The organism is Clostridium beijerinckii HUN142 (genome assembly GCF_000621745.1).
GTDB lineage: Bacteria > Bacillota > Clostridia > Clostridiales > Clostridiaceae > Clostridium > Clostridium beijerinckii_A.
Genome location: NZ_KK211335.1, coordinates 78,254 through 92,457, shown reverse-complemented (window position 1 = coordinate 92,457; position 14,204 = coordinate 78,254). Strand labels below are relative to the sequence as shown.

The following is a 14,204-nucleotide window of genomic DNA, read 5'->3' as shown; positions in this document are numbered from 1 at the left end:
TAATCCTCCCCTATTATACTTACACACTTTATGAATATAACTCTCCAACTTTAAAACTAAATTTATGTGGAAACTTACCGAAATCATAAATCTGCTTCTAATTTTTATTAATGCAAATATAAAAACATTCAACATAAGCACAATTTTTAGAAACATAGAACATAGAAAGTATACATTTACAATTATATAATTTATCTATAATAAAATCAAAATTACTCAAGGAGGATGATTATATGAAAATTACATTTATGGGAGCTGGAAGTACTGTATTTGCAAGAAATGTGTTAGGTGATTGTATGTGCACAAAAGCACTACGAGATAGTGAAATTGCACTTTATGATATTGATGAGGAAAGATTAAAGGAAAGTGAAATAATCCTAAATGCAATCAACAAAAATATAAATAATGGCAGGGCTAATATAAAATGTTTTTTAGGCGTTGAAAATAGAAAGCTAGCACTCAAAGATGCAACTTTTGTGGTTAATGCTATTCAGGTTGGAGGATATGATCCTTGCACAATCACAGATTTTGAAATTCCTAAAAAATATGGCTTAAAACAAACTATTGCAGATACAATGGGAATCGGTGGAATTATGAGAGCTCTAAGGACAATTCCCGTAATGGCTGACTTCGCAAAAGATATTGAAGAAGTATGCCCTGATGCATATTTCTTAAACTATACTAATCCAATGGCTATGCTTACAGGTTTTATGCAACGTTTCACTAAAGTGAAAACAATTGGACTTTGTCATAGTGTACAAGTATGTTCAGAAAATTTGTTAAAAGATTTAGGCATGGAAGATAAACTAGAAGGTAGAAAAGAGCTAATTGCTGGTATTAATCATATGGGTTGGTTATTAGAAATATATGATAAAGCAGGCAATGATTTATATCCTGAGATTAGAAAAAGAGCTGAGCTAAAAAATTCTGGTGAAGAAAAACATAAAGACATGGTTCGTTATGAATACATCAAACACCTTGGATACTACTGCACTGAGTCAAGCGAACATAATGCAGAATATAATCCTTTTTTCATTAAATCAAAATATCCAGAACTAATTGATAAATTTAATATACCCCTAGATGAATATCCAAGAAGATGTATTGAACAAATTGAGGGTTGGCAAAAAGAGAAAAATGAAATATTACTTGACGGTAAAGTTACACATGAACGCTCAAAAGAATATGCATCTTATATTATGGAGGCAATTGTGACTAATACTCCTTATAAAATTGGTGGTAATGTAATAAACACCGGGCTCATTGATAATTTACCAACTGATGCCTGTGTAGAAGTTCCTTGTATGGTTGACGCTATGGGAATTCATCCAACTCATGTAGGAAAACTTCCAACTCAACTTGCTGCTATGAATATGAGTAATATAAATGCTCAGCTATTGACAATTGAAGCAGCAGTTACAAAAGATAGACGTAAAATCTATCAAGCTGCCATGATGGATCCACATACAGCTGCTGAACTATCCATTGATGATATTATAAAAATGTGTGATGAAATGATCCAAGCTCACGGAGATTATATGAAAGACTTTAAATAAGATTAGCATATTCATATAATTTGAGTATACTAACAAGAAAATAATAAGTTGTCTATGAATTATTCTTAGACAACCTATTATTTAGCTAACTCAATATGAAACTATTATTTAAACCTCACTGCCATAACCAATAGCAGTAGGGAATCACTCACTACTGCTTTATAAATACTCTATAGAATTGTTTTATTCTAATCTCTCCATTAACTTAAATGAATAACCTATCGCTTCTATCTCTTTTCTTGAAAGTATTCTTCCTTCCTCTGGCCTTTCATTTAATTTAAAAACTATGGCTTTTTGCCCTACTTCCTGCTTAAAATTTATACGGTTCATTTTAATATCCATATTAAATGTATCAGATACTGCTTCTGCCGTTGCCTCATGGCCTATTGCAGATATAAATCCATTTTCAATTAGAAGTTCTTTTGCCTCCTTTATGTCTATGTCACTTATTTTATATACTCCATTTGTTGTAGCAACAGTTCCATTAAATATTCCTATCTTCATTCTCATCACCTCTATTAATATATTATTACATAAACTTTGCTCTTGCCAATGCTTTCCTTTGAATAATATACTTTTATCCTATAAATAAAGTATTTACAAGATACAAAGGAGCACCTTTCATATGCTCCTTTTTAGACGTAATATACTGTAATGAAATTAAAGTTCAATAAAATTCTAATTTTTATAGTTATTTATATAACATACTTAATTTCTTTATTTTCGAACAAGTCCTCTATTTCTTTTATAAAGAATTGTTTCATTTCATCTATATTTTCTTTTGGATAAACGTACTTTCCATATCCAAATTGACCATATTTGAATTTACGCTCTTCATCACTCATTGGTAATTCACTTTCTGGAAAAACCTGAAGTATTATATTTTTCGCTGTTGATGTATAACGATGAGATATTATTTCAAAGGTCACTGGAGTTTTTAAATCCCTTGGCAGATTTTTACTTAAACTTAGCAATAAATCATGATATTCTTCTTTCCAATTTGGATAAATGAACACAGGTGCAACTAAAAAGCCAATTGGATATCCTGCTTTAGCCGCCTTTATACTAGCTTCTATCCTTAAGTCACGAGAAGCTGTTGCATGCTCATACTTATTAATAACTGATGATGTATTAATGCTAAATCTCATTTCAGTATGACCATTATGCTCTAAATCCAATAGTGAATCTATATCGTTATACTTTGTCACGAATCTAAATCTAGCATTCTCATGCTTACCAAAAAATACGATAGCCTTTTCAAGTGAATGAGTATAAGGTTCCACTGGTATTGGATCTGATGTAGCTGCACCTTCAAATATGGTTATTTCAGGCAACCTTTCATCTATATACTTCTGAGCCTGACTTAAAATTTCATCAATATTTACATGTACCTTCACAAAAGGTTTATCTCCAAGTTTTGTGTTTAAATAACAATATTCACATTGCCCCATACACCCTGATATTAATGGTAACTGATAATGGGCCGAAGGCTTACAGGATTGAAATTTCAGACTCTTCTTTGTTCCAACCACTAAAGTCTTTTTTCCTTCCCTATACTGAGCATAAAAATCTTCTCCAGGAATATGCTGTTTCAATTTATTTGAAGTAATATTGATAATTTCAACATCCTCTTTATCTTTAAACTTGTTTAAAATATTTTTAGCTGCCTCATAATCTAATGAATCTTTTTCAAATATAACTCTTTTAGGTATAAACATATTTTTTCAAAAAACCAGCATATACACGCTGGTTCTTTTTCTCCCCTCTCTATATTTATTGTGTGTTTGTTTATATAAAGCTAGTATTTGCTAAAAATTATATTATATATACCTAAATTTACTTTTAATTACTTAATATTATTTTGTGTTTTATAATTGCTTATTCTATCCTTAAGCTCGTTTACATTGGGTTTCCTATCTATTGATATTTCTTGCTTATTATCTAATTTATAAATAACAGGAACTGGCTCCCCTTCTTTTAAGAACTCTAATTCTGCATAACGAATGCCTGTTGTTACTTCCCCTAAAAACTTATTTCCATTCTGCTCTAAAACATCAAGTTCTAATTTAACTTCTTCCAATTTTCTTGAATACTTCTTCCCTGTTTCTGTTACCTTTCTAATAAGTCCCACACTTTTAACTCCATTAGCCAGAGCTTTCTTATATCTAACTTCCCTTGAAATCATTGTTATAATTATTATCGCTAAAGGAATAATTAATGCTAACGTTGGAATCATTAATGGCAATCCAGCACTAACTCCTCTCTCATTTGTTTTAGTTAAAAAATTCTGCATAATAATAAATAAGCTAAAACCAGTAGCCGCTACAATTAAAATTGCTGATAGATAATTTTTATCTTGTTTCATATTCGTTCTCCTTTTTTATATTTTAATGTAAATTTTAATACTCTATTTATAAAGATTTTTCTTATTTTAAGAGTTTTAAATTTTTTTATTCAAACAAAGAAATTTAATTCTGTACCGATTAACTATTCTTATCTAAATATGACTTCATAGTCCCATTGTTAACGTTAAACATTTTGCTTTTATTACTCCTTTCTACAAAAAATAATCTGTAGAATACTTGTTTCAAATTTATTATAACATAAATAATAAACTTAATTAATAAATTAAATATGTAATTATGCTGTATTTTTACCATTGGATACAATTAATCTAAAAACTTTGTATACATTTTCATTTTACAAAATACTTTTACATAATAAGCATTACTTATAATAAAGGTTCTACACAAAGACTACCATTCTAAAATGACTTCCTTTTCTGCTCAAAATATGACTCAGCTGAATGGATTGAATTGCTACAGAGCTAAAATTTATCAACTGAAAATCTCAGGTATTTAGAAATTGTCTATAATTTTATTATTGAATAAAAAAGTTCTTTGTGTTAAACTTTTATTGTTTTTAATGGTACAAAATAACATATTAATTATAAATATTTATATAAGTAATATTATGTTAATATATTATAAAAATACGTAAAAACATAGATAAAAGATAGACAAGCAATTTTACTTGTTGTTTTTTAATTTAGTCGGAATTATATTGAAGGGAATGAATAAATATGAAACTTAAAGCAGCATTTATGTTTATAGCTCCAGAAGCTAATCACAGTAAGCACAAAACAGTAGTAGATACTCCGAATGTGGCACTAACAGTAGTAGGAGTTGATAATTATCAAGAAGCTGAGCAAGTCGCAATTGAGTTAGCTGAGGAAGGTATTACTGCAATAGAACTTTGCGCTGCATTTGGAATAGAAGGTACTGCAATAGTAAATAAAGCAGTAAAAGGCAAGGCAGTCGTAGGGGCAGTTAGATTTGATAGTCATCCTGGTTTCAACTATAAAAGCGGTGACGACATGTTCTAGTGATTAATAATCGTTAAAAAACATAACAGGAAATCTGTTATGTTTTTCAACAGATTTCCTAATATATTATAATTTATACCTTATTACAGATATAATATTTGCAAATTAATATAAGTTTAAATTTTATTTTTTTATTGCTTCGTAGTTCTTGCCTACTCCCCAAGCTTTTCCTATATATTCTCCAACTCTCCAATATTCATTACTTCCAACCGAATATGTTATTGGATCTATTTTCTTTATATCTGGTAAATTATTTGTAATGCAATCTTCATCTATATAACTTTCTAGAATCTCGCCTATAAACAATTCATGTGTTCCCCCTAAATCTATTGAATTTACAAGTTTACATTCAAGATTTAGACGGCATTCTTTTATCATTGGTATATTTTCTAATTTTCCATAAAAGTTATCAAAAAGTACTGATTTATCATTATTTACTCCACTTATTAATCCACAGTAATCAGTTATCTCAACCATATCTGCTGATGGTATATTAACACTAAACCCTTGGCTATCCTTTATTGCTTTATTCGTATAGTGCGTAGGACCAACTGATATTACTATTAATGCTGGTGATTGTTGAATAATACCACAGAAAGATACTGGCATATAATTAGCTTTTCCTTCCCTGCTCGCTCCTGCTAATACTGTAGTCATTGGTAATAAAAATGGCTTAGCTCCCATAGTCTTTTTTTTCATAAAAAATCACTCCATTTCGTTTTATTTAATAATTTTATAAATTATTTTCATTATTTAATGGTTTAAAATATCTATTTATTATTTGGTCTTTAAATCCATTGAGAAAACTAGGTGGATTTACTACCCAATCTCTCCAATCACTCGCATATTTATAAAGATAATTGTTTATAAACAGCGTATTAGAGTAATTTATTTCTTTATCAATATATCCACTCTTATCAAGTAGAGCTTTAAGGTATAAATTAAATACTTCGCTCCCAAAGTTAATTCTTGCTATATTAAATTCCTTAATTATACTTAAATCCTCGTCGCAAATTGAACTTCCACCATGTAACACTAATTTCGATGATTTTGAGACTACATTTTTATTTAAATCACTTAGTAATTCAATATCTAAAAGTCTTTTAGAATCATCCTTAGCATGAGCTTTACAACTAATGCCTAGAACTTCCTCATATTTATCAATTATTTCATTAGAAACTATTGAACTTTTTATATGAAATTCTGATATTACCTTAGATAATAGATATTCGTTGTAAAGTGACATTTCCCCAAAATCCTTTAATATATCATCTATTGAGTAAAAATTGCCCTTTGATGAAATTTTCCTTTTTATAAAACGTATTATATTGTCAGGCATCTCTTCTAACAAAGAATTCGCCATTTCTTTTTCAATTTCATAACAAGCTAAATACAAACTTTTTACATCAAAGCTACCATGATTATCTTTGATTCCTAGTATTTTTCTATAGGAATTTCTTGATCTATCAAAGCCATAATCACTTCCATGAACTTGTCCTATATTTACACCTATATAATCTGCTCCTGTTAAACTTGAAAATTCTTTTAAATCTTCTAGCCTCGTTTTATAGGATTTTTGTCTTCCAAAAGTATCTATAGCTGAAACTTCCCCCTCAACAAGTACATTAAACTTTTTAGCATAATTTACTGCGTTTTTTACGAATTGTATATTTGATGCTAGATTCTGTTTTGAACCATCTGCCATAACAGAATCGAATCCAATATTTATTGCGTAAATTATAAGATCGGCATCATCACAATGATCAAGGTGAAGATATATTTGAGCTCCAAGGGCTTCTTTTACAAAATCTACATCTTCCCTTAATTGTTTTAATACATTTTTTACTCTTTCTATGCAATTGTCCCCCATTGGATCATAATAGACTAATGCTTCTTGAGGTGAAATTTCAAAGAAAACTGGTGTATTTAGTTCTTTTGAAGCCATAGAAATAGGTACTAAAATAGATGGATGTTTAATATTAAAATTGGGACATGTTGCTTTAAATAATGGCTTTGATTTCCTTATTCTCTTAATATTCATACTTGAACTAATTGTCCACTTTCTTGAACTTTCATATTTATCTTCTTTTACTAGAAGAATACTATCAATGATCTTTCCAAAATAATCTAGATTCATTTCGTGCGTGACTACCCATGTATACTCTGGAAGTATATTTTTGTTAATTTGATTATCGTTGTTACATATAATCAAAACTCCGCAGCTTGATGAGATAGTCCTTATCTCTTTTACCTTTTCATCTACTAATTTTAATGCTGCCTCTCCAGAAATAGGACCTATATCTATTATCACTATAGATATATTTGTTTCTCCAAATGTGACCATGATATGATCTAACATAGATTTATTGTTAACACAAACTATATTCATTTTTTTTGATTTAATAATATCCTTTAACCATTTAGGACTGTTATCTTCACTATATATAATTGCCATTGAAGAACTACATTTTTTACCTATGCTATTTATAATATCCAAATTATTCATCTTAAAACCTCACTTATAAGTTCTTTTACTAAATCTTCATTAAGAAACTTATCGAAAGAAAACTTTAATGGGAACATTGGATATCTTTCAAGAAATGCTTTTACCTCAAATTTAATATTTTCTGGCTTCTCATCTTTTAGTATAAGCTTACCTAAAATTCTCGCAATTTCTTTAAACTCTAGAGCTGTAAATCCACGTCTAGTCATTGCTTGTGTTCCAAGTTTTAAACCAAAAACTTCACTTTCTCCTGGTATTTCAACAATATCTACATATATGCCTGCTCTTAACAGTATATTTTTGCGGCAATCTAAAGTTTTTTGCAAAGATCCTATTACAATGTATACTTGGTTTGTTTCAGTAAATCCAAAACTTTCCCCAAATACATTAAATCCTTCATTATATAATTCCCTTGCAAATGCTTTAGCATTATCAACCATTTGTATACAGTACTGTCTGCCAAACACCTTCATTTCATAAAGTGAAAGTAATAGCTGACCAATTTGTTCGTTATGTGAACTGCTTTGAAGATATAATTTGCACCAATTAGATATAGATTCATAATAAGGATTATTCGCATCTTTAAATCCTATAAATCCTTTTTGTGGCCCAGGTATTGTAGTATTTGTACATCCATAAATAATATCTACCCCCATCAATGATGGTTGTGGTAATATACCACTTGCAATTAATCCTGCACTATCACTACAGTCATAACTTATGATCACGTTATCAGGAACTACATTTCTTAAATCCATTAACGATTCTTCTCTTAATTTCACTGTTTGATCAAGCATTATAAGCTTTATTTCAGGATGTTCTTTTATTAAACTTTCTAATTCACTCATGTTAATCTCAAGACTTTTTTCATGAATAGGTATATTATATATTTTTATTGGAAACTTTTTTGCTAACTCTTCAAGGGATGAATCTTCATACTTACTCTTTTTAAAATGAAGTATTGAATCTCCATAATTACAAATACCTAATAATATTGATTGTTGAGCTTTTACGCTGCTACAGATATCAAAATTGAAGACCTCGCATTCAAACATACTTTTTGCTATTTTTTTTGTAATATCTTTTAACTCTTTTTCTATAATATTATCTGTATCATTTGAATTTATAAACTTATTATAAGAGTATCCTCCTTGCAAAGATGGATTACTTATTCTAACTAAACTACTTAAAAAATTTTCATTTGTTGATAAGTTTATAAAATCTTGTTTGCAAATATTATTTGCATAAAAATATCCTTTTAATTTTTCAAATAAATCAGATACTCTTTTAAAAGAAATACTTTCATTATTTGTAGCATTTAAATTTTCACCTTCTATATTACTCAAAGTTACACCCCATTTTATACTATTTTTTTAATATGTCTTAATTTAAATTTGATAATTATCATTTATACCTTCTTTAGTAAATAAGATTGTATGCTTGATATTCCTCCTCCAATTATAAACACTCCAGCTGCTGTTGATAGAAATATATCTAATGGCTGGTTACCCCAATTAACTAAAGGAATGCTTCCTAAGCCTCCTACTGCAATAGCCCATCCTGAAAATAGAGATGGCAAGTGAGATAATAACTTAAATCCAATATTAGTAACAAATACAGCTAACATCCCCAAAATGCATAAAGTAATAAATAGAACTACTCGGTTATCATATTGTGCAAATTTAGGAAAGTTTAATATACTTAAAAACATTATTCCCCACATAACTCCAACTGCATGTCCAAAAGCAATATTTATAGAATCTCTGATTTTACAGTTTGCAGCAAAAAACAATGCTGATGAAGCAAATGCTGGCCAAGTTATCTCAATACCAATTAAAGAATGAAATGTTCCCCAAATAGGAACAATTATTCCAACACTTAATAACAATGCTAAAGTTTCTTTTACTTTGACTTTCTTATCCACAATTCCATCTCCTCTTACATAGTATTTTCTCAAAATTCAAAATCACTTTCTTCGCCCCCTTCGCTTATATAGTATAGAAATAAACTATACATAATCTAATACTTAAAATCATTAAAACCGATAAGCAAAATTATACATATGCATCTGTAATCATTGCCTCGCCTTAACATGTTTAGATTTTATCATTTTTGCCGATAACTGAAAACTTTCATATTATCGTTTATACCGATATACAATATAGTTATATGGTCAATGCTTCCATTCAATCCAGTTTTCTTAAACTTCCTAATAATTTTATCAGTAATTATGATAAAATTATTATTCATGTTTACAATTTAATTTTAAAAAACATTTCAAATCAATAAGTCATCTGATTTGAATTATGTCTATATGATTTAATGCACAAACATAATACTTTGATATTACTCAAATAGACCTAAAAAAAAGCAAATTAAAACATCTTATATTTATTCTAAGATATTTTAATTTGCTTAATTTTTACTAGATACTCAATGTTGCCCTAATCAATATTAATTTATTTCTTTATTACATTAATTTCCAATCTCAAATTTTCTATTGGGTCTTTACAATCATAGTAATCACTTTCTGACTTATCTCCTTGTAATCTAAAAACAGCAAGTTATACATTTCCTTTCACAATCTTCATTATTGAAATTGTCGTATACTTTTCTGTTTTAAGTTTTAATATTTCTTGAGCTTATTTCAGATAATGCTGGTTTTAGACCTTTGCTCATCTGCCATATACGCCACAAACAAAATGAAAAGATTTAAAATTTAATTACTGCTGAAATTTAACTGTATTTAACATATTTTCTTTAATCTATCCTTCATTATTTTCATCACTCTTTTCTCTTTATCTTTAAAGATAGATATGAAATTTTACCCCAATTCCATTTTATAATAGCATCCATATTAGTAAAAAACAACTTTAAATTACTTTAATTGGATGATATAATGTACTTTGTTAATTACTAAACTTAAAATGATAGGGGTAAAAAATAATGAAGAAAAAAAGAATAATTAGTTTTTTAGCATTGGTGGTGTTACTATTTAGTTTTTTATTTAGTGGATGCTTTGATAATAATGCAGCAAAAAATTCTGCTGACATTTACTGTTCACTAATATTTAAATCTGATGCTAAAGATCTTCAAAAGATAGGGGTATCTGACTCTGAGAAGGACAATATAGTAAAAGAATACGAAGATAAAATTAAGGATCAATTAAGAAAAAATGTTCTTTTGATGCAATATTCAGCTTCAGATGAACAATTAAATTCTATATGCGAAGCATATAAAGAAGCACTTTCAAAGATTACCTATGAAACAAAGCAAATTTCTAAATCTGGTGACGAAGCCGAAGTAGAAATTTCAACTACTAATTTTGATATAAAAAAGATCGATGAACAAGCAGCAATGGATGCTTTAGATGAAACGGATAAGATAGAATTTACAAGTAATGAAGAGGAAAATAAAAAATTTATTGAAATGTATTTAGACAAGCTTGCAGAAGGATTAAAAAATGCAGAAGTAAGCTCTGATAAATCTTCAAATACATTTAAATTTAAAAAGGTTAATAGACATTGGATTGCAGATGATCAAACTAATTTCGGATACAAGTTAGCTGAATTAGCGGTAAATAAAGATAATGCTAATCTTAATATTGATGAAGAAAGTATCTCACCAAAAGAAAGTGCTGAAGTTTTTTGGAACTTAGTAATTAAGGAAGATAGTAGCGGCATGGAGAAACTTGGTTACAGCAAAGCTTTTGGAGAAAGAATAATTAAGAATATAAATAAGAATGATTTTAAAACTTTCAAGAAAGAATCTGGACAATCTAGTATTTCATTATCAGATGAGCAACTTCAAGGAATGATAACTGCTCTAAGAAGTGCTATAAGTAAAAACTCAGTTAATTTTGAAGAAGTGTCTAAAACAGATAATTCTGCACAAGTTAAAGTATCATCAACATTTATAGATAGAGATCAAATCTCTAAAGATGCTGCAAATATTACTACCTCTCAGGCACTATCAAATGGTATTAGAGATAAACAAAAACTTACAGAAGCTTACGTTGCAAATCTAATAGATTCAATTAATAATGGCCAAATAAGCTCAACAACAACTGAAAATACATTCAGCTTCACCAAAGTCGGAAATATATGGTTGCCATCAGATACAACTAATTATACTGAAGGCATTTCTAAAATGGTTATGAAATAATAAAATTTATTGAGTTATCTATTAAAGTTTTTAAATATAAATAGCCATATTTATTGGGCTTATTTCGATTTTTTATATCCATTATTTTCACATAATAGAGGAACACATATTTTTGATTTTAAAAATATGTGTTCCTCTATTTTTTAACTAACCAATACGGTAATATATTCTACTCTTTATTTTTACTAGAATAATCATAAAATAAAGTTATTTCTGCCATATATTCTTTATATAGAACTTGGCTTTATATATCTATTTGCTCACCATTTTTGATTTTAACTCTAACCTCTAATATTCCTTTTCAATACTTACTTCTTTAGAATCTCCATTCACATGAAATTCCGTTTTATATCCTTCAAAGCTCTCTAGCATATCAAATTTATGAATCATGTTATTTATTACTTTTATTGGCACGCTTCTAGCTCTAATTCTATTCCTTGAAATAAGTTCGTTATATGGCACTTCAATATAAATAAATTTGACTCTAGCTCCATAAGATGAAAATAAATCACATAACTTCTTTCTAGTATCACTTACAATATTTGTTGCATCCCATACAAATGGCTCCTTTAATCGCAGATGATCCTTTGCTCTATCTTTTGCAATCATGGCAATTTTACTTGAATTATCCCTTGGTGATACATTAAATTCTTCTCTTATATCATCTAAGGAAATCACATGCATATGGCTCAAATTTTCTTTTATATAAGTATCCTTACCTGCAAGTGGAAGTCCAACCATTACTACAACTTCAAAGCTTGTGATATCAAATACTTCATCACCATACCATATATTTTTAGTGTTGAAATACTTAAATCTCGTATATTCATTTATAAATTCTTTTTTAGAATAAAAACATCCTATTTCAATAGAATATTCCCTAAAATAATCTATCTTATTTAAAAGCTCTTTTTTATCGCCACATTCTCTTCCTAACAGATCTGCCTTTGACAAAAGATATAATAAATTCATGTCCAAGCATTCACTTGCTTTAATTAAATTATACTCTAAATCTTCCTTCTCCATAAAGAGTAGTGGCAAGCCATGATATTTTATTAAGGCTGCAATTTGTTCTCTAGTTTGAAAGTCAATTTCATATTTTTGAGCATATTCTATATAAACTAGTTCTCTAAACCTCTTTGCCCCTTTTATGGCATGCTTTGGAGATACTATTTCTCCATCTTCAATTTTGGTACAACTTATTTTGCCTATATCATGGAACAAGGCAGCTAAATATAAAATCACCCTTTGCTTATTAGAAAGCTCCTTCCATTCATTTAAATTCAAAAGCTCGTCACAGACATTCTTAGTGTGAATATAAACATTCCCTTCGCCATGATATTTTGGATTTTGAGGTATTTTAGTAAAGTTATTTATAACTTGAAAGCTATCGGCTATACTCTGAAAATCAAATTGTTTATTAATTATATTTTCAAATAAATTAATCTTCATTTCTTACACCTCTTCTCCTAGAGAAAATAAATCTAACCCATCTTTAAGTTTATTAGGAATAATAGGTCTATTAATCCAATGAGTTTCAGAATCTAATATAGTATTTAGAAAAGAGTTCCTTACATATTTAAACCTATCTGTAACTTCATTTTCACTTTCAACCTTAATATATAATCCTTCCATTAAGTCTGATGCATCTGTTTGCTTTTTTGCAATTTCATAAGACAAATTTAATTCTTCACATTGATTTTTAAAAACTTCCTGGCAGTTTTCAGATTTAAAATTGGATCTACCTAAAAACGAAGTTAACTCTTTTAATTTGTTCAATTTTCCTTCATAGAGTACTAAAACTGAAGTGATAAATTTATGTCCTTGAAGCATTTCCTTCCTTCTTTTAGTACTTAAAAATTTGTTTTCTAACTTATCATAAATATCAAATTCCATAAAATAATGAGTGAGTTCATCATAGAAAACAGTGTGCTTTGCATATAACCATTCCCCATACATTACATATCTACTTCCTAGTATGCTTTCAAGTTCATTTTTATTAGAATTAGCCCACATTTTAAATAGTGAAAACTGCTTTTCACCATATCCTCCATTTAAAAAATGACCTCTGCTCTGCAAAAGTAGATTTCCGCTTTTGTCAAAGCTGATTCCTGTATTTGCTCCATCAACTTTTTCTTCTACAACTATATATTTATCTTTAATAAATTCAAATTTAACACTTTTTAAATCCTCATCGCCAGCTTGAAGCCTTGACCCCTCAATGTGACGAGTTCTTGGATATTTAAACATTCCGTCCATATTATCTCTTCTTTCTTAGTTTATTTATCTGATGTCTAGCTACTGTAACACTCACATCTTCTTTTAAGTGGGAGATAACAGTGGATTAGACCCTAGACATTGTGTCCCTGATAGTATAAGTTCAACTTATTATTTTCAATGAGAAATTTATATTGAACATCTACAATCACAAAATCTCTCCGTGCACCAATATTTTTACAAAATAAAAAGTGCTGCGAATTTAACTTTTCACAACACAAATAAACTAAAAAAGATATTGCTTTTTTAGAGAATTAAACATTTAAAAGAAAGTAATAATAAAATATCACATCTTATAATTGCCTTTGCTATGTTATTG

12 protein-coding genes are annotated in these 14,204 nt (G+C 28.6%); 3 read left to right on the top strand and 9 right to left on the bottom strand.

The window, feature by feature from the left end; all coding sequences use genetic code 11:
- Positions 1–233: 233 nt before the first annotated feature.
- The gene (locus T483_RS0118645) at positions 234–1,556 is read left to right on the top strand and encodes an alpha-glucosidase/alpha-galactosidase (RefSeq protein ID WP_026888188.1); all 1,323 of its coding nucleotides are present in this window, start codon (positions 234–236) and stop codon (positions 1,554–1,556) included.
- A gap of 183 nt (positions 1,557–1,739) precedes the next feature.
- On the opposite strand, the gene T483_RS0118640 is transcribed toward T483_RS0118645, so the two are convergent.
- The 3 genes from T483_RS0118640 to T483_RS0118630 all read right to left on the bottom strand — a co-directional run bounded on the left by T483_RS0118640 (position 1,740) and on the right by T483_RS0118630 (position 3,921).
- A complete protein-coding gene (locus T483_RS0118640) occupies positions 1,740–2,060 on the bottom strand; it encodes a YddF family protein (RefSeq protein ID WP_026888187.1) in 321 nt (106 codons plus the stop codon).
- 191 nt (positions 2,061–2,251) lie between these two features.
- Positions 2,252–3,274, bottom strand: a complete 1,023-nt coding sequence (splB, locus tag T483_RS0118635; RefSeq protein ID WP_026888186.1) for a spore photoproduct lyase — start codon at positions 3,272–3,274, stop codon at positions 2,252–2,254.
- A 128-nt stretch (positions 3,275–3,402) separates the two neighbouring features.
- Positions 3,403–3,921 (bottom strand): hypothetical protein, encoded by a 519-nt coding sequence (locus T483_RS0118630; RefSeq protein WP_026888185.1) that lies wholly within the window; start codon positions 3,919–3,921, stop codon positions 3,403–3,405.
- 717 nt (positions 3,922–4,638) lie between these two features.
- Here T483_RS0118630 and T483_RS0118625 point away from each other — a divergent pair.
- On the top strand, positions 4,639–4,941 hold the full coding sequence (locus T483_RS0118625) for a DUF6506 family protein (protein WP_026888184.1): 303 nt from the start codon (positions 4,639–4,641) through the stop codon (positions 4,939–4,941).
- A 123-nt stretch (positions 4,942–5,064) separates the two neighbouring features.
- On the opposite strand, the gene T483_RS0118620 is transcribed toward T483_RS0118625, so the two are convergent.
- The 4 genes from T483_RS0118620 to T483_RS0118605 all read right to left on the bottom strand — a co-directional run bounded on the left by T483_RS0118620 (position 5,065) and on the right by T483_RS0118605 (position 9,401).
- Positions 5,065–5,640 (bottom strand): flavin reductase family protein, encoded by a 576-nt coding sequence (locus tag T483_RS0118620; RefSeq protein ID WP_026888183.1) that lies wholly within the window; start codon positions 5,638–5,640, stop codon positions 5,065–5,067.
- 34 nt (positions 5,641–5,674) lie between these two features.
- Positions 5,675–7,447, bottom strand: coding sequence for a class II fructose-bisphosphate aldolase (locus T483_RS0118615; protein WP_026888182.1), 1,773 nt, complete (start codon positions 7,445–7,447; stop codon positions 5,675–5,677).
- Positions 7,444–8,790 carry a hypothetical protein gene (locus T483_RS0118610; RefSeq protein ID WP_026888181.1) on the bottom strand — a complete coding sequence of 449 codons (1,347 nt, stop codon included), beginning with the start codon at positions 8,788–8,790 and terminating at the stop codon, positions 7,444–7,446. Before T483_RS0118610 ends, T483_RS0118615 begins: the two co-directional genes overlap by 4 nt.
- A 62-nt stretch (positions 8,791–8,852) precedes the next feature.
- Complete coding sequence (locus T483_RS0118605; RefSeq protein ID WP_026888180.1) at positions 8,853–9,401, bottom strand: DUF1097 domain-containing protein; 549 nt, start codon at positions 9,399–9,401, stop codon at positions 8,853–8,855.
- A gap of 989 nt (positions 9,402–10,390) precedes the next feature.
- On the opposite strand from T483_RS0118605, the gene T483_RS0118600 reads away from it, so the two are divergent.
- The gene (locus T483_RS0118600) at positions 10,391–11,608 is read left to right on the top strand and encodes a DUF5105 domain-containing protein (RefSeq protein ID WP_026888179.1); all 1,218 of its coding nucleotides are present in this window, start codon (positions 10,391–10,393) and stop codon (positions 11,606–11,608) included.
- A 288-nt stretch (positions 11,609–11,896) separates the two neighbouring features.
- Here T483_RS0118600 and T483_RS0118595 read toward each other — a convergent pair whose 3' ends face one another.
- Entirely contained in the window at positions 11,897–13,060 is a 1,164-nt protein-coding gene (locus T483_RS0118595) for an AAA family ATPase (protein WP_026888178.1), read from the bottom strand.
- A 3-nt stretch (positions 13,061–13,063) separates the two neighbouring features.
- Positions 13,064–13,867 carry an RNA ligase family protein gene (locus T483_RS0118590; RefSeq protein ID WP_026888177.1) on the bottom strand — a complete coding sequence of 268 codons (804 nt, stop codon included), beginning with the start codon at positions 13,865–13,867 and terminating at the stop codon, positions 13,064–13,066.
- Positions 13,868–14,204: the final 337 nt, after the last annotated feature.